The organism is Herbaspirillum sp. WGmk3 (genome assembly GCF_023952535.1).
Classification (GTDB): Bacteria; Pseudomonadota; Gammaproteobacteria; order Burkholderiales; family Burkholderiaceae_D; genus Herbaspirillum; species Herbaspirillum huttiense.
Map to the genome: position 1 here is coordinate 18,999 of NZ_JAKYWT010000006.1, position 16,818 is coordinate 35,816.

At 63.6% G+C, this 16,818-nt stretch carries 14 protein-coding genes; 10 read left to right on the plus strand and 4 right to left on the minus strand.

The window, feature by feature from the left end:
- Positions 1 to 90: 90 nt before the first annotated feature.
- From MKD49_RS21420 to MKD49_RS21455, 8 genes are all read left to right on the plus strand, one after another.
- The gene (locus MKD49_RS21420) at positions 91 to 1,446 is read left to right on the plus strand and encodes an FAD-binding oxidoreductase (RefSeq protein WP_256497725.1); all 1,356 of its coding nucleotides are present in this window, start codon (positions 91 to 93) and stop codon (positions 1,444 to 1,446) included.
- A 91-nt stretch (positions 1,447 to 1,537) separates the two neighbouring features.
- On the plus strand, positions 1,538 to 3,019 hold the full coding sequence (locus tag MKD49_RS21425) for an NAD-dependent succinate-semialdehyde dehydrogenase (RefSeq protein WP_204725004.1): 1,482 nt from the start codon (positions 1,538 to 1,540) through the stop codon (positions 3,017 to 3,019).
- Between the two features lie 49 nt (positions 3,020 to 3,068).
- A complete protein-coding gene (locus MKD49_RS21430) occupies positions 3,069 to 3,971 on the plus strand; it encodes a GNAT family N-acetyltransferase (protein ID WP_252697308.1) in 903 nt (300 codons plus the stop codon).
- Positions 3,972 to 4,161: 190 nt separating this feature from the next.
- On the plus strand, positions 4,162 to 5,538 hold the full coding sequence (locus tag MKD49_RS21435) for an aspartate aminotransferase family protein (protein ID WP_034332097.1): 1,377 nt from the start codon (positions 4,162 to 4,164) through the stop codon (positions 5,536 to 5,538).
- Between the two features lie 143 nt (positions 5,539 to 5,681).
- Positions 5,682 to 6,176 (plus strand): Lrp/AsnC family transcriptional regulator, encoded by a 495-nt coding sequence (locus MKD49_RS21440; RefSeq protein WP_081486017.1) that lies wholly within the window; start codon positions 5,682 to 5,684, stop codon positions 6,174 to 6,176.
- Positions 6,177 to 6,609: 433 nt separating this feature from the next.
- Positions 6,610 to 8,631 carry a flagellar filament capping protein FliD gene (gene fliD, locus MKD49_RS21445; RefSeq protein WP_252697309.1) on the plus strand — a complete coding sequence of 674 codons (2,022 nt, stop codon included), beginning with the start codon at positions 6,610 to 6,612 and terminating at the stop codon, positions 8,629 to 8,631.
- A 224-nt stretch (positions 8,632 to 8,855) separates the two neighbouring features.
- Positions 8,856 to 9,524, plus strand: a complete 669-nt coding sequence (locus tag MKD49_RS21450; RefSeq protein ID WP_252697310.1) for a hypothetical protein — start codon at positions 8,856 to 8,858, stop codon at positions 9,522 to 9,524.
- An 83-nt stretch (positions 9,525 to 9,607) separates the two neighbouring features.
- Positions 9,608 to 10,063 carry a MaoC family dehydratase gene (locus MKD49_RS21455; RefSeq protein WP_209579527.1) on the plus strand — a complete coding sequence of 152 codons (456 nt, stop codon included), beginning with the start codon at positions 9,608 to 9,610 and terminating at the stop codon, positions 10,061 to 10,063.
- A gap of 4 nt (positions 10,064 to 10,067) precedes the next feature.
- Here the strand turns inward: MKD49_RS21455 and maiA are convergent, their stop codons facing one another.
- The 4 genes from maiA to MKD49_RS21475 are packed head-to-tail and all read right to left on the minus strand — an operon-like array spanning position 10,068 to position 14,767.
- Positions 10,068 to 10,715 (minus strand): maleylacetoacetate isomerase, encoded by a 648-nt coding sequence (gene maiA / locus MKD49_RS21460; RefSeq protein ID WP_121044168.1) that lies wholly within the window; start codon positions 10,713 to 10,715, stop codon positions 10,068 to 10,070.
- 31 nt (positions 10,716 to 10,746) lie between these two features.
- A complete protein-coding gene (fahA, locus tag MKD49_RS21465; protein ID WP_252697311.1) occupies positions 10,747 to 12,093 on the minus strand; it encodes a fumarylacetoacetase in 1,347 nt (448 codons plus the stop codon).
- Positions 12,090 to 13,427 carry a homogentisate 1,2-dioxygenase gene (hmgA, locus tag MKD49_RS21470; RefSeq protein ID WP_252697312.1) on the minus strand — a complete coding sequence of 446 codons (1,338 nt, stop codon included), beginning with the start codon at positions 13,425 to 13,427 and terminating at the stop codon, positions 12,090 to 12,092. The genes fahA and hmgA overlap by 4 nt, the downstream gene beginning before the upstream one ends.
- Positions 13,424 to 14,767: an MFS transporter gene (locus tag MKD49_RS21475; RefSeq protein WP_209567775.1), complete on the minus strand. Its 1,344-nt coding sequence runs from the start codon at positions 14,765 to 14,767 to the stop codon at positions 13,424 to 13,426. The genes hmgA and MKD49_RS21475 overlap by 4 nt, the downstream gene beginning before the upstream one ends.
- Before the next feature lie 244 nt (positions 14,768 to 15,011).
- Between MKD49_RS21475 and MKD49_RS21480 the strand changes: the two genes are divergently transcribed.
- Positions 15,012 to 15,926: a LysR substrate-binding domain-containing protein gene (locus MKD49_RS21480; RefSeq protein ID WP_121044179.1), complete on the plus strand. Its 915-nt coding sequence runs from the start codon at positions 15,012 to 15,014 to the stop codon at positions 15,924 to 15,926.
- Positions 15,927 to 15,971: 45 nt separating this feature from the next.
- Positions 15,972 to 16,805: an alpha/beta hydrolase gene (locus MKD49_RS21485; protein ID WP_252697313.1), complete on the plus strand. Its 834-nt coding sequence runs from the start codon at positions 15,972 to 15,974 to the stop codon at positions 16,803 to 16,805.
- The last annotated feature ends 13 nt before the right edge of the window (positions 16,806 to 16,818 follow it).

Here is a 16,818-nt window from a genome sequence, read left to right on the forward strand (position 1 = left end):
AAATGCCGAACCGCCCCGCCACAACGGCATGCCATGCCGCTGGCGGCGGGCAGTTCGCGTCACGGCGCTGGCTTATGCGTTCTATCCTTGATGACGTGGCGCAGTGCGTCTGCCGCCTCACCTTTCCCCATTCACCTGCCTGAAGCCCCGACCATGAAGCTGGAATCCTACTGGACCGATTCTGCACCGCTGTTCATCTCCCCCACGCGCGAGCTGCCCACGCAGGTTGACGTGGCCATCGTCGGCGGCGGCTTCACCGGCTTGTCGGCGGCACTGGCTTTCGCCAAGCGCGGGGCCTCGGTGGTGGTGCTGGAAGCCGGCCCTCATGTCGCCGCCGAAGCCTCGGGCCGCAACGGCGGCCACGTCAACAACGGCCTCGCGGTGGACTATGCCGAGGTCGCCGCCAAGGTCGGCGTGGAGCGTGCCCGCGCCTGGTATCACGCCTATGACGATGCGGTCGATACGGTGGCGCGACTGGTGCAGCAGGAGCAGATTGCCTGCGATTTCCTGCGCCACGGCAAGCTCAAGATGGCCACCAAACCCTATCAGATGGACGCCCTGCAACGCAGTGCCGACCGTCTCATCGCCGATGGCGTGGACAGCGATGTGGAGATCCTCGATGCCGCCCGCGTGCGTGCCGAGGTGCAAAGCGAGCGCTTCCACGGCGGCCTGCTCTACAAGCGCAGCGGCCAGATGCACATGGGCCGCTTCGCCTGGGGCCTGGCCACGGCGGCAGAACGTCACGGCGCGGCCATCCATACCGGTACCGAAGTGCGACGCCTGGAACGCATCGGCAACACCCACGCGCATCGCGTCCACACCGCGCGCGGCACCATCACGGCCAAGCAGGTGCTGCTGGCCACCGGAGCCAGCCGTCACGGGGCCTATGGCAGCTTCGGCTGGCTGCGCCGGCGCATCGTGCCCATCGGCAGTTTCATCGTGGTGACCGAACCGCTGGGCGCCGAGCGCGCTGCCGCGATGCTGGCCAGGCAGCGCACCTACACCACGGTGGCCAACATCCACCACTATTTCCGCATGACGCCCGATACCCGCCTGGTCTTTGGCGGACGGGCGCGCTTTGCGATTTCCAGTCCGCAGTCCGATGCGGCCAGCGGCGAGATCCTGCGCCAGGGCCTGCACGAGACCTTCCCGCAGCTGGGCCAGGTGCGCCTGGACTACTGCTGGGGCGGCCTGGTCGACATGACGCGCGACCGCCTGCCGCAGGCTGGCGAACGCGACGGACTGTATTACTCCATGGGTTACAGCGGCCACGGCACGCAGATGTCGGTGCACATGGGCCAGTGCATGGCCCAGGTGATGGCGGGTGACGCGCTGGCCAACCCCTGGCGCGAACGCGAATGGCCGGCCATCCCCGGCCACTTCGGGCCGCCGTGGTTCCTGCCGGTGATCGGCCTGTATTACCAACTGAAGGACAAACTGGCGTGATGGCGTAATGGAGTGACGGCGCGCCACTGGCTGCATTAACTTTTTCTGAATGCTCGTTGATAGTTGCATTAACTTTTGCTGAATGCTCACCATGACCTCTCTGACTCTGCAACGCCAGGACCTGATGCCCGGCGCCCAACTGATCGGCGCCGACTGGCGCGCAGCGGCCGATGGCCGCGTACTGGACGTGACTGACCCGGCCACTGGCCAGGTGTTTGCCACCGTGCCGGACGGTACCGCCGCTGACGCGCGTGCTGCCGTCGATGCGGCTGTGGCCGCCTTCCCGGCCTGGCGTGCCACGCCGGCCAAGCAGCGCGCCACCATCATCAAGCGCTGGAACGATCTGCTGCTGGCGCACCAGGAAGACCTGGGCCGCCTGATCTCGCGCGAGCAGGGCAAGCCGCTGGCCGAAGCCAAGGGCGAAGTGGCCTATGCCGCCAGCTATGTGGAATGGTTCGGTGAAGAAGCCACGCGCGCCAATGGCGACATCATCCCGGCACCGGTCACCGGCCGCCGCATGATGGCGTTGAAGGAACCGGTGGGTGTCGTGGCGGCCATCACGCCGTGGAATTTCCCGGCAGCGATGATCGCCCGCAAGATCGCCCCGGCCCTGGCCGCCGGCTGCACCGTGGTGTGCAAACCGGCCGAGGACACGCCGCTGACGTCGCTGGCGCTGATCCGCCTGGCACTGGAAGCGGGCGTGCCGGCCGGGGTCATCAACATCGTCACGGCCTCGCGCGAACGTACCCCGGAAGTGGTCGATGTGTGGCTGGCCGATGGCCGCGTGCGCAAGATCAGCTTCACCGGCTCGACCGCCGTGGGCAAGCACCTGGCGCGCCATTCGGCCGATACCTTGAAGAAGCTCTCGCTGGAACTGGGCGGCAATGCGCCCTTCATCGTCTTCGATGATGCCGATATCGACGCCGCCATCGATGGCGTGATGGCCGCCAAGTTCCGCAATGGCGGCCAGACCTGCGTGAGCCCCAACCGTATCTACGTGCAAGACAAGGTCTATGAAAACTTCGTGGCCAAGCTCGGGGCGCGCGTGGCGGCACTGAAGGTCGGCCCGGCCACCGATCCGGCTTCGCAGATCGGCCCGATGATCAACGCCCGCGCCATTGGCAAGATCGACCAGCACGTGCGCGATGCCATCGAACGCGGTGCGCGCGTGATCACCGGCGGCAAGCGCCTGCAGGGCTCCGGCTTCGAAAGCGACAACTACTATGCCCCGACCGTGCTGGCCAACGTCACCGGCGAGATGCAATGCAGCTGCGAAGAGACCTTCGGACCGGTGGCACCAATTACCCGCTTCTCGACGGAAGAGGAAGTGATCGCCGCCGCCAATGCCACGCCCTTCGGTCTGGCTGCGTATTTCTATTCGACCGATGTGCGCCGCATCCATCGTGTCACCGATGCGCTGGAAAGCGGTATCGTGGGCGTCAACGAAGGTGCGCTGGCAGCGGAAGCCGCGCCCTTCGGCGGCGTGAAGGAATCCGGTTATGGCCGCGAAGGCTCGGTGCATGGCCTGGATGATTACCTGCACACCAAATACGTTTGCCAGGGCCAGCTCTGAGTCCTCCCGTGCCTAGCTGCCCCTCTCACTGAAACCAACAGGAGCCACCATGCCCGCGCTGTCCACCCACGAGCCCGAGACCGCCCGCGAGCCCTTGCCCGACCTGCTCTTGCGGCCGATTGCAACGGATGACCTGGGCCACTGCCACCGGCTGTCGCTGCGCTTCAAGTGGCCGCACCGGCTGGAAGACTGGAATTTCCTGCTGCAGATGGGGCAAGGCTACCTGCTGGAAAACACCGCCTCGGACGCGGCGCTGCGCACCGTCGGCAGCGTGGTCTGCACCACCTATGGCGAGCACCACGCCGTCATCGGCATGCTGCTGGTGCAGACCGAGTTGCAGCGGCGCGGCCTGGGACGGCGGCTGATGCAGCATGCGGCCAGCGAAGTCAATGGCCGCAGCCTCATCGTCAACGCGACAGCGGCCGGCATGCCGCTCTACAAGCAACTGGGTTTCGTGCAGCAGGATGTGCTGCACCAGTTCCAGGGCTCGTCGGCGCAGCCGGTGCTGGTGTCGCTGCCACCAGGCGAGCGCGTGCGGCCGATGGGCAAGAATGATGTCCATCGCCTGCTGGAACTGGATGCGCAGGCCACCGGCATGGATCGCAGCAAGCTGCTGCTGGCCCTGCTGGAGATATCCGAAGGCGTGGCACTGGACCGCGATGGCGAGATGCTGGGCTTTGCGCTGGTGCGCCGCTTCGGCCATGGCCGCGTGATCGGGCCGGTGGTGGCACCTGACGCGGAACGCGCCAAGGGATTGATCGCACACTGGATCAATACTTATTCGGACTCCTTCATCCGCATCGACGTCTTCGAATCGAGCGACCTGCCGGCCTGGTTCGACAAGCTGGGCCTGACCTGCGTGGACCATGTCACGCGCATGTGCAAGGGTGAACCACCGGTACGCGATGCGGGCATGCAGCTGTTTTCCATCGTCAACCAGGCGCTGGGCTGAGGCTGGGCTGAAGTGTCCGCGCTGCTGCCGCAGAAAATGCCGCAGCAGCGCGCAAAACCCATGAACATGCTTTTTCAGCCCCGCATCTTGCGCATCGCCTGCGCGGCCGGGGGCATAGGATAGAACCCATGCCGGTTGTGCCGTTTGCCTGCACGGCCTTGTTCAACGCATCTTCAGCGAGTCCACCTCTATGCAAACTTCCGCCCTGGCCGCGCTCGACCGCAGCCACCTGATCCACCCCGTTGCCAGCTTCCGCGAGCATGAAGAACTGGGCCCCATCATCCTCAAGTCCGGCCAAGGTGCCTACCTGACCGATCACCAGGACAAGCAGCTGCTGGATGCCTTTTCGGGACTGTGGTGCGTCAACACCGGCTATGGCCAGGAGAGCGTGATCCGCGCCGCCACCGAGCAGATGCAGCGCCTGCCGTATGCCACCGGCTATTTCCATTTCGCCTCGGAACCGGCCATCCTGCTGGCCAAGAAACTGGTGGACATCAGCCCGGCGTCGCTCAAGCACGTGTATTTCACCTTGGGCGGTTCCGATGCGGTGGATGCGGCCATTCGCTACATCACGCACTATCACAACTCCATCGGCAAGCCGACCAAAAAGCATTTCATCTCGCTGCAGCGTGGCTATCACGGTTCGTCCTCGGTGGGCGCGGGCCTGACTGCATTGCCCAATTTCCATTACAACTTCAACCTGCCGCTGCCGACCCAGCATTACCTGCCCTCGCCTTACCCTTACCGCAGCGAGCTGCAGGGCGATGAAGCGATCATCGCGGCCTCGGTGCAATCGCTGCGCGACAAGGTCGCCGAACTGGGCGCGGACAATGTGGCGGCCTTCTTCTGCGAACCGATCCAGGGTTCCGGTGGCGTGGTGGTGCCGCCCAAGGGCTGGCTCAAGGCCATGCAGCTGGCCTGCAACCAGCTGGACATCCTGTTCGTGGTGGACGAGGTCATCACCGGCTTCGGACGCACCGGCCCGATGTTCGCGTGCCTGGACGAAGACGTGCAGCCCGACCTGATGACCATGGCCAAGGGCTTGACCGCCGGCTATGCGCCGATGGGTGCGGTGATGATGTCGGACCGTGTCTACAACGGTATTGCCGATGGCGCACCGATGAGCACCGTGGTCGGCCATGGCCAGACCTACTCGGCCCATCCGGTCAGTGCGGCGGTGGCGCTGGAGGTCCTGCGGCTGTATGAGGAAGGCGGTCTGCTGGAAAACGGCCGGCGCCTGGAACCGGTCTTCGCCGGCGGCCTGCGCGCCCTGCTCGATCATCCGCTGGTGGGCGATGCGCGCAGCCGTGGCCTGCTGGGCGCACTGGAACTGGTGGCTGACAAGCAGACCAAGGCACGCTTTGCACCGGAGCTGAAGCTGCACGATCGCATCTTCCAGGTGGCCTATCGCCATGGCCTGGTGTTCCGCGCCTTCGGCGACAACATCCTCGGCTTTGCGCCCGCGCTGTGCTACACGGAAGAGGATTTCGCGCTGATGTTTGCGCGCCTGCGTGCCATCCTCGATGAAGTGCTGGCCCAACCCGAGGTGCGCCAGGCCGTGCGCTGAGCCGGCCCATGCGAGTATCGCCTCCGGCACGATGGGGAAATCGCCGCCGGAGGGGTTAAAATGCCCTGCTACATCCTGCCGGATTGCGCTGCGTGCGATACGCGAGGCAGACCGGCAGGCTGAGTCGAATAACCCGAGGCAACATGATGACTAACGGCGCGTTGAAACTGGACCGGATCGATCTGAGGATTTTGTGTCACCTGCAGCAGAATAGCCGCATTACCAATGTAATCCTGGCCGACGCCGTCGGCCTCTCGCCCAGTCCCTGCCTGATCCGTGTCAAGCGCCTGGAGAAGGCCGGCTACATCAGCGGCTATGGTGCGTATATCCGTCTGGAGAAACTGGCCGACGTCCAGATCGTGTTCACCGAGGTGACGCTGTCGGACCATCGGCGCGAAGACTTCGCCAAGTTCGAGGCCACCATCCGCAACGTCGATGAAATCATTGAATGCCATCTGGTCAGCGGTGGTTATGACTACCTGCTCAAGTTCATGACTCGCAGCGTGGTGCACTACCAGAGCGTGATCGAATCGCTGCTGGAACAGAATCTGCGCATCGAGAAGTATTTCAGCTACATCGTCATCAAGTCGCCCTTCATCAAGCATCACTATCCGCTGGAAAAATTCATCCAGACCTGAGGCGCATGGGCTGGCCGTCGCCGGACGATGCCGCGCGGCGCCAGCCAGGCACGCTCTGGAGGCGGCGATAGCGCTGTCTGCACGGTTTTCCGCAGATTTTTTCTGGCCTTTTTCCTGGCTTTTTTCCTGCCCCTTTTTCTGTACAGACGATCGCGGATGGTCCTGATCGTTTTTGCACACCCCCCTGTCAATTTCCGCACAGCAAGTTCTTTCCAGGGCAGGAAGCCCTCGGCCTCATCTTTACATTTATGCCCTCCGCGACGGCGGGATTGCGGCATCTCCATCCAATCTCCACAAATCCCCCAGAAAAACACCACTATTGGTCAGCAAACTCCCCTTTACTTTTGTAAAGACGTGCCGTTAACCTTCGGGTGCGCTGACGAAGGGTCAGTTTCTCAAATTACAAGAACATCACGTTTGCTTAGGGGTCAACATGGCAACTTCCACGGGGACGATCTCGACATCGGCCGGTCCGCTTGACGTTTCGACGCTGGTCAACCAGCTCATCGCGGTCGAGAGCAAGTCCAAGCTCACACCGCTGAAGACCAAGGAAAGCGGCTTCAATACGCTCATTTCCGCGTATGGCTCGCTGAAGAATGCGCTGACCAGCTATCAAAGCGCCCTGAAGGTCATGACGGCCGCCAGCTTCAGTGCGCAGAAGACCACCGTGTCCAATGCCGGCACCGGCACCAGCCTGACCACCGATCCGTTCACGGCAGAAGCCAACAGTGACGACTCGACCAAGGTCCTGGCACAGAAGCTGAAATCCGGTGGCTATGCCAGCGGCACCACCTTCAATGCCGGCGACTCGATCGCCATCAAGATCGGCACCAACTCGCCCACCTTCATCACGCTGCAGGCCAATGCCACCCTGGCAGGCCTGCGCGACACCATCAATGCCTCCAAGGCCGGCGTGACGGCCTCCATCGTCACCGATGGCAGCGGCGACCATCTGGTCCTGGAATCCAATACCGGCGGCACGGCCAACACCATCAAGGTCACGGCCAACAATTCGCTGTCCGGGCTGAGCTATGACCCCAGCGTGTCGGGCTCGGTGACGCAGATCCAGGCCCCGCGCGATGCCACCAAGGCCGCCGCCGGCAAGTACAGCATCGGCGTGAGCCAGCTGGCGCAGGCGGTCAAGGTCAGCTCGGCCGGCATCGTGCCCGGCACCACCTTCGACAATGGCGTGCTGGCCATCAAGACCGGCAATGGCTCGACCACGCTGATCCAGCCCAAGACCAATACCCTGGCCGGTGTGCGCGATGCCATCAACGCCAGCGATGCGGGCGTCAATGCGGCCATCGTCAGCGACGGCACCAACGATCACCTGGTGCTCACCGCCAAGGACAGCGGCGCGGCCAACAGCCTGCGGGTCAGCGGCACCGGCAATTTCGCGGTGTTCAACTTCGATCCCAGCGGCACCGTCACCACCACGGGCGTAGCGACCAACCAGACTTACAGCAGCGGCAGCCTGGCGCTGCAGGTCGGCAGCAAGTCCTTCACCATCACCCCGACCGATCTCGACAACAGCGGTGCCATCGGCCTGAACGACGTGATGAAAGCCATCAACGATGCCAATACCGGCGTGATCGCCAGCATCAGCAACGACGGCAGCAATGACCATCTGGTGCTCACGCCGGCCGGCACGGATCCGATCAAGCTGGTCGGCAGCAATGACTATGCCAACCTGTCCGGCAGCAGCATGGGGCAATTGGCCAAGGCGCAGGATGCCAAGCTGACCATCGATGGCGTGGCGGTGACCAGCACCACCAACAAGGTCAGCAATGCGATTTCGGGCGTGACGCTGAACCTGGCGAAGGTGACGACGGCGGCGGACAATTTCTCGCTGTCCATCGCCAATGACACCAGCGGCCTGTCGACGGCGGCCAACAGTTTCGTGACGGCCTACAACAACCTGGCCAAGGCCGTGACCAACCTCACCAAGCAGACCCCGTCCACCACCAAGGGCCAGGCCAGCACCGGCTCGCCGCTGGCAGCGGAATCTTCCGTGCTGAACATGATGACGCAGATCCGCGGCACCATGCTGGGCGCACTGGGCGACGATGGCGGCATGAACCTGTCGCAGGTGGGGATCTCGTTCCAGAAGGATGGCACGCTGGCGCTGGATGCGACCAAGCTGACGACGGCCGGCAACAAGGATTTCGACGCGGTCGCCAAGCTCTTCACCGGGACCTCCGGCGTCGTGCCCAAGCTGCAGAAGCTGATGGACAGCATCCTGGGCGACAGCGGCACGCTGGCCACCAAGACCAAGGGCCTGCAGGACAGCCTCAAGACCGTGACCGACCAGCAGACCGCGGCCAATGATCGGCTGCAAACCCTGAAGGACAACTACACCAACCAGTTCAACCGGCTCAACGTCACGCTGGCGACGATGCAGTCGCGGCAGAGCTATCTGACCCAGCAGCTGGCGAAGTTGTCCAAGTCGTCGTGATGAGAACGGCCGTGCCGAATGGCGTGGCAGAGGAAGCGGTGACACCGGGTTGCGCGTCACCGCTGCATCGAATAAATCCCAGGTTGCTCCGCTTTATCCGAAGCCCAATGGAAAAACCCCGCTGCAAGCGGGGTTCGTCGTTAAACTCTCGTGTGTCCTCGGGGGGAAGCTTGCGCTAACAGATCCCGTGGCTCGCGTGGCGACTATAGGGGTTAACGGGTGCAATGTCAATTCAGGCACAGATAGCGGAAATCCACCGGGCACTCTCGCCCGCGCGCATCTCGACCTACGCGGCGGCCACCCACTGCCACGGCCCCGACGACCCTGCCGCACTCAATCTCTACCTGTGGAACGCGCAGGTCTCCGCTGCCTTCCTGACACCCCTGCACTTGTGTGAAGTCGTGCTGCGCAATGCGGTGGACGACGCCCTTGCTGCCAAATACGGTGCTGCGTGGCCATGGGCCTCCGCCTTTGAACAAAGCTTGCCGGCCAGTTCGATCGCGTATGGTGCGCGCCATGATTTGGCCAAGGCCCGGGCAGGACTACCGATCGGGCAGACGGGCAAAGTGATTGCGGAACTCAAGTTCGTCTTCTGGCAGCGCATGTTCGCCGCAAGGCATGATGGACGACTATGGAATCCTCACCTGCGGCGCGTCTTCCCATATCTCGATCCGCGCCGCTCCGTGGCACAACATCGCAAGGCCATCCATGACGCACTTGAAACGATCCGACAATTGCGCAACCGCATCGCCCATCACGAGCCGATATTCCACCGTACGCTGGAGGCCGAGTATCAATTGATCGGTCAACTGATCGCTTGGCGTTCGCCACAGACCTTCCGCTGGATGCATCAGCACCAGCAAATCACTACCTGGCTGGCCGCCCGTCCATAAGCAGCGCGGTATCGTTATACTGGCTACCTGCCCCATGACGACAACAAGCACGTTACAGCGTGCATACCAGGAATGGAGACTCAGTGACCACCCTCAACTATCTCGATGACTTCCAGCCGGGCCAGGTATTTCGCTCGCCGGGCACGCTCACCGTGAGCGCCGAAGAGATCAAGCAGTTCGCCCAACAGTACGATCCCCAGCCCTTCCACCTCGACGACGCTGCTGCACAGCAGACCTTCTTCCGTGGCCTGGCCGCCAGCGGCTGGCATACCGCCGCGCTGACCATGCGCCTGCTGGTCGATACCCTGCACATCCAGGGCGGCATCATCGGTGCCGGCTTCGATGAATTCCGCTGGCCGCGTCCGACCCGTCCCGGCGATCTGCTGCGCCTGGAAGCCGAAGTGCTGGGCATCAAGACTTCGCAATCCAAGCCGCAGCAGGGATTCCTCAACCATCGCGTGACGACTTACAACCAGCACGACGAAGCCGTGCTCATCATGACCGGCAACCTGCTGGTACCGCGCCGCAGCCCGGGCTGATCGCTTACGCGGCGTCGGGCTGTTGCGCCGGATGCGCCTGCTCGAAAGCGGGCAGCGCATTGCAGGCGGCCTCGATGGCGCACAGCGTCGGGTAAGGCGCCATGTCCACTTCGAAACGGCGCGCATTGAAGATCTGCGGAATCAGGAAGCAATCGGCCATGGTCGGTGCATCGCCTACGCAGAAGTGGCCACGCGTGGCATCGGCCGCCAGTTGCTGTTCCAGCGCGGTGAAACCGAGCTTGATCCAGTGCTGGATCCAGGCCGTCTTCTGCGCCTCATCCACCGCCAGCGCGTGCTTGAGATAACGCAGCACGCGCAGGTTGTTCAGCGGATGGATTTCACAGGCGATGGCCAGCGACAGTTCGCGGATATGCGCTCGCGCAAAGGCATCGCCCGGCAACAGGGAGGGCGTCGGATAGCGCTCTTCCAGATACTCCAGCATCGCCATCGATTGCGTGAGCAGCTTGCCCTGGTCGGCCAGCACCGGGACCAGCGCATGCGGATTCAACTGCGTGAAGGCGGGCAGCAATTGCTCGCCGCCCTGATTCAACAAATGCACGGCCGCCGTTTCGTAAGCCACGCCTTTGATGTTCAGGGCGATGCGCACGCGATAGGAGGCCGAGCTGCGGAAATAGCTGTAGAGGGTAGTCATGCGCTTGCTCCCTTCAGGAAAGACAATCGGATCAGGCCAGGCTGCGGGCAGGCAACACAGTGCCGGCCGCTTCACCGAAACCGATATTGGGCAAGCCATCGCGACGAGCCACTGCGCGCAGGATGATGGTATCGCCATCTTCCAGGAAGACGCGCTTCTCGCCATTGGCCAGGGTCAGCGGGGTCTTGCCGCCACCGCTCAGTTCCAGCAGCGAACCGGCCTGGTCCGGTGCCGGACCCGACAAGGTCCCCGACCCGAAGAAATCGCCCGGACGCAAGTTGCAGCCATTGACGGTATGGTGCGTGACCAGCTGCGCCACGGTCCAGTAGGCATCCCGATAGTTGCCCAGCGAGAGCCGTTGCGGGGCACTGCCCGCTTCATGCATGGCAGCGGTCTGGATCAGCACTTCCAGTTCGATGTCAAAGGCGCCGCTCTCGCGCAGGGTCGGCGCATCCAGGTAAGGCAGCGGTTGCGGGTCGTCCGCCGGGCGCGTCCATCCGCAACGATACGGCGCCAGCGCTTCCAGCGTGACGATCCAGGGCGAGATGGTGGAAGCAAAGCTCTTCGACAGGAAGGGGCCCAGCGGCTGGTATTCCCAGGCCTGCACATCGCGTGCGGACCAGTCGTTCAGGAGACAAAGTCCAAACACCTTGTCCTCGGCCTGCGCCATCGGGACCGGCTCGCCCAGCGCATTGCCGCCGCCGATGAAGATGCCCAGTTCCAGTTCGTAATCCAGCCGCTTGCAGGGACCGAAAGCGGGCAGGTCTGCATCGGGGGCCTTGGTCTGGCCGACCGGACGGCGGAACTGCTGGCCCGAGATCGCGATGGATGAAGCACGGCCGTGATAGCCGATGGGCACCCACTTGTAGTTGGGCAGCAGTGGATTGTCGGGACGAAACAGCTTCCCTATCGTGGTGGCGTGGTGGATCGATGTGTAGAAGTCGGTGTAGTCGCCGATCACGGCCGGTACATCGTATTCGGCCTGGGCTTGCGGAACCAGGCAGGCGGCCAGTTCGGACTGATGCGCCGAACCGCTGCGCAGCAGGCGCGACAATGCCAGGCGCAGTGCCGACCAGGCAGCCGGCGTGAGCGCCATCAGGGCATTGAGGCTGCTGCCGCTGCAGGCGGCATGGGCTGCCGTGCGCGTGGCTTCATCGAAGCCCGAGAAGGCGCCGGCTGCCTGGGCGGCCGGCAGGTCCAGAATCTGGTCGCCGATGGCAACGCCCGCGCGGTACGCTTCTTCACTGCGGCTGCGGCGAAACACGCCGTAAGGCAGGTTCTGGATCGGGAAGCTGCAGTTTTCTGCATTTGCGCTCTGGACCCAGCTACGCAGCGAGGTGTCATGGGTTTCGTTCAGTGTCAGGCTAGGCAGGCTCATGCGCGCTCCGGGTTGAAGTTCTTCTGGATGCCCAGCCAGCAGTCCTGGTAATCGCGCTGCAAGGTCGGCGCGGACAGGGCGTGACGGGTCGGGCAAAGGATGTTGCGGGTCTCGAACATGAAGGCCATGGTGTGGTCGACCTTGTTCGGGGTGCTGGTATCGATGCGGCTGGCCTTCTCGAAGGTGGCCGCGTCCGGTCCGTGACCGCTCATGCAATTATGCAGGCTGCCGCCGCCGGGCACAAAGCCGCCGCCTTCCTTGGCATCGTACTGGCCGGTGATCAGGCCCATGTATTCGCTGGCCACGTTGCGGTGGAACCAGGGCGGACGGAAGGTATTTTCAGCAGCCAGCCAACGCGGCGGGAAGATCACGAAGTCGATCGTATCCACGCCGGGCGTATCGCTCTGCGACTGCAGCACCAGGAAGATCGAGGGATCGGGATGGTCGTAGCTGATCGAACCGATGGTGTTGAAGTGGCGCAGGTCGTACTTGTAGGGAACATAGTTGCCATGCCAGGCCACCACATCCAGCGGCGAATGGCCGATCTTCGCCTGCCACAGATTGCCGCCGAATTTGGCGATGAGCTGGAAGTCGCCCTCGCGGTCTTCGTACCAGGCGTGCGGTGTGGCGAAATCGCGCGGATTGGCCAGGCCGTTGGACCCCAGCGGACCAAGATCAGGCAGGCGCAGCAGCGCGCCGAAATTCTCGCAAATGTAGCCGCGTGCCTCGCCATCCGGCAGACGCACCTGGAAGCGCAGGCCACGCGGAATGACGGCGATCTCCTGCGGCTCGATATCGATCACGCCCAGCTCGGTACGCAATTGCAGGCGGCCCAGCTGCGGCACGATCAGCAGTTCGCCATCGGCCGAATAGAAGAAGCGATCGGTCATCGAGCAATTGGCGGCATACAAGTGAATGGCGCAACCGCTCTGGGCTTGCGGCGAGCCGTTGCCGGCCATGGTGACCATCCCTTCGATGAAATCGGTGGGCACGGTCGGCATGGGTAGCGGGTCCCAGCGCAACTGGTTGGGCGGCGCTGCGACGTCGTCGAAGTGGCTCACCAGCAGGCCGCGTTCCATCGGCTCAAAGGGATGATGCACTGCTGCCGGACGGATGCGATAGAGCCACGAGCGACGGTTGTGACCGCGCGGTGCAGTGAAGGCGGTACCGGAAATCTGCTCGGCATACAGGCCATAGGGCGCACGCTGCGGCGAATTCTGGTGCGCGGGAAGCGCACCCGGCAGGGCCTCGGTGGCGAACTCATTGCCGAAGCCGGACTGGTAGCCGCGTGTATGCACGTGATGGCTGACGGAAGAATCGGTGACGGTATTCATGCGGACACTCCTCGGGAAGTACGATGCAGGCGCGCGATGGTCAGCGCCGAAATCAGCGCCGGCACCGCCGCTGCAATGAACAGCGAACCATTGCTCCACTGCAGCGCGATCAGTTGGCCGCCGATGACCGGCCCGACCACCGAGCCGATGCGGCCGATGCCCAGCGCCCAGCCGATGCCGGTGGAGCGCAGCGTGGTCGGGTAGAAGGTACCGGCCAGTGCATTGACGGCCGGTTGTCCACCCACGATGCAGAAGCCCGCCACGATCACCGCCAGGAACAGCAGCACCGGCATGGCCGCCACCTTGCCGATCAGCGCAATGGACACGCAGGCCAGCAGGAAGCAGCTGCCCAGTACGCGGGTGAAGCCGAAGCGGTTGATGAAGCGGCCCAAGGTCAGCGTACCGACCACGCCGCCCACTTGCAGCGAGGTACCGATCAGCACGGCCATGCTGGTGGAATAGCCGGCGTCACGAATGAGCGTGGGCAGCCAATTGGAGAGGAAGTACAGGTTGATCAGGTTCATGAAGCTGATCAGCCACAGCAGCACGGTGACACCGGCGCGGCCATCGCGGAACAGGGCGGCTACCGGCATGCCTTCGGCCTTGCTTTCCTTGACCACGACCTCGGTGCTGTCATCGATGCGGATGGCGGGATCGAGCTTGCGCAGCCAGCGCGCCACCTGGCTGCGCGCACGACGGTGCAGCACCAGGAACTGTATCGATTCCGGCAGCCAGACCAGCATCGCCAGGCCCAGCACCAGCGGCACTGCACCGCCCACCCAGAACACTGCATGCCAGCCGTGCGCCGGGATCAGCGCTGCGCTCACGAATCCGCCGGCCGCAGCGCCCACGGTAAAGCCGCAGGAGACCAGCATCATGCGGGTCACGCGGGAGGACGAGGGGCTGTATTCACCGACCAGCGCCATCGCATTGGGCATGATGCTGCCCAGGCCGAAGCCGGTGATGAAACGCACGATCAGCAACTGATCGATGGTGGTGACCAGCGGCGTCACCAGCATGCAGACCGCAAAGAACAGGGTCGAGGCGATCAGGACCGGACGGCGGCCGTAGCGGTCACCCACCGGGGTAAGCACCAGCGAGCCCAGCAGCATGCCGAACAGGCCGGCACCGAATACCGGTCCCAGGCTGGCCTTGCTCACGCCCCAGTCGGCGATGATGGCCGGGGCCACATAGCCCATGGCCTGCACGTCGAAACCATCGATGATGAGGCACAGGCCGCACAGCAGCAGCAGGCCGAATTGAAAAGTGCCGAACCGGCCCTGCTCCACCACCTGGTCCACATGGACCGTGGGGAGAGCGCCACTTGCGTGGATACTCATTGTCGTGCTCCTCGTCTGTCTTTACGTTTTTTTAGTTGTGTTGCCTGCCATCCATGGGCCGATGCGGCCGACAATGGCAGATTGCATGGCCGTGTGCGCAGGCGCTGCTGCGCGGCTCTTGATGGTGTTGTCGCGCCGTCACTGTAGTGCAATCGCCTTTCTTTTACGATATAAATACGAAAATACGACCCATTCATTTCATGAATATTGCAGTGCACGCATTTGCCGTACTGCCGAGCTGACCATGGCCCTCATCGAACCGCGCGACATCGATCTCAACCTGCTGGTGGTATTTCAGGAAGTCTTCCAGGAACGCCAGATCTCCTCGGTCGCCCGTCGGCTGGGGCTGTCGCAGCCGGCGGTGTCCAATGCGCTGGCGCGGTTGCGGCGCAGCTTCGGCGATGAGCTGTTCGTGCGCACGGCGCAAGGGATGCAGCCCACGCCCTTTGCCGAACAGCTGGCCGAGCCGGTGGCTGCGGCGCTGCAGCAGGTGGCCCGTGCTCTCAACCTGCAGGAAGGCTTTGCGCCACAGACCAGCGAGCGCCGCTTCACGATTGCCATGACCGATGTGGGCGAGGTGTATTTCATGCCGCGCCTGATCGAAGCCTGTGCCGAAGTCGCGCCGGGCGTGAGCCTGTCGACCGTGCGTGCCGGCGCCATCGACCTGAAGAGTGAAATGGAAGCGGGCCGGGTGGACCTGGCCATCGGCGCGTTCGACAATCTGTCGGAGGCGCTGTACCAGCGGCGATTGTTCCGCCAGGAATACGTGAGCATGTTCCGCATCGGCCATGCCCTGGACAAGCGCGGCGAAGTCAGCCTCAAGGAATTCCTGGCGGCCGAGCACCTGATGGTGTCTTCGCTGGAGAGTCCTTATGATCGCATCAACCAGAATCTGGAGAAGGCGGGCGTGCTGCCCAGCGTGCGCTTCCGGGTGCCGCATTTCACGGCGGTTCCTTACATCGTCAGTACCACGGCGCTGGTGGTGACGGTGCCGCGCAAGCTGGCCGAGAGTGCTGCCGCGCCCTTCGGACTGCGTTACATCAAACCGCCGTTGCGCCTGCCGGCGCTGCAGACCAACATGTTCTGGCATCGCCGCTACAATCAGGACGAGGGCAATGTCTGGCTGCGCAACCTGATCTCGGCGCACTTTGCGGAATGAATCCGGGCAGGACAACGACTGTGGCCGGAAGGCCGGGGAGACAACATGAACATCTACCGCGACTATGACCGCGAGGCGCTGGACGAGCAATACAACGTGCGCCTGCGTATTACGGATTTCCAGGCGTATTTCGACCGCTTCGCGCGCGAGGGAGAAGCAGCGCGGCAAGCGCATCCGCATCTGACCGATGTACCTTACGGAGAGGATGCGCTGCAGACGCTGGATTTCTTTCCCGGGCGCAGCAATGGCCGGCCCCTGCTGGTCTTCATCCACGGCGGCTACTGGCGCTCGCTGGACAAGCACCAGTTCAGCCAGTTGGCCCTGCCCTACCTGGCCCAGGACATCAACGTTGCCCTCATCAATTACCGCCTGGCCCCGCAGGTGCGCATGGGCGACATCGCCGCCGACTGCGGGCGCGCGCTGCGCATGCTGTATGCCAAGGCCGCGGCGCTGCGCTTCGATCCGGATGCGATCTGGCTCATGGGCCACTCGGCCGGTGCCCACCTGGCCGCGCTGATTGCTTCGCTGGGTGCCGCGCCGGTGCGCGGCGTGTGCGGCATCAGCGGGATCTATGACCTGGAACCGGTGCGGCTGTCCTATCTGAACGAAGTGCTGCACCTCTCGCCCTCGGACGCCCAGCAGGCCAGCCCGCAGCTGCTGGCCATGCCCAATGGGGTACAGGCCTTGCTGTGCGCGGGCGACGATGAATCGGCGGAATTCCTGCGCCAGCGCGATTTCTATGCGGCCACGCTGCGGCAGTCGGGACATGCGGTGGAAGTCTTGCCGCTGCCCGGGCAACATCACCTGAGTGTGGTGGATGTGGCGGCGGATGAGGGGAGTGTGTTGACGCGGACGATGTTGAAGATGATGTTGGGCTAAGCTCATCGCTGTT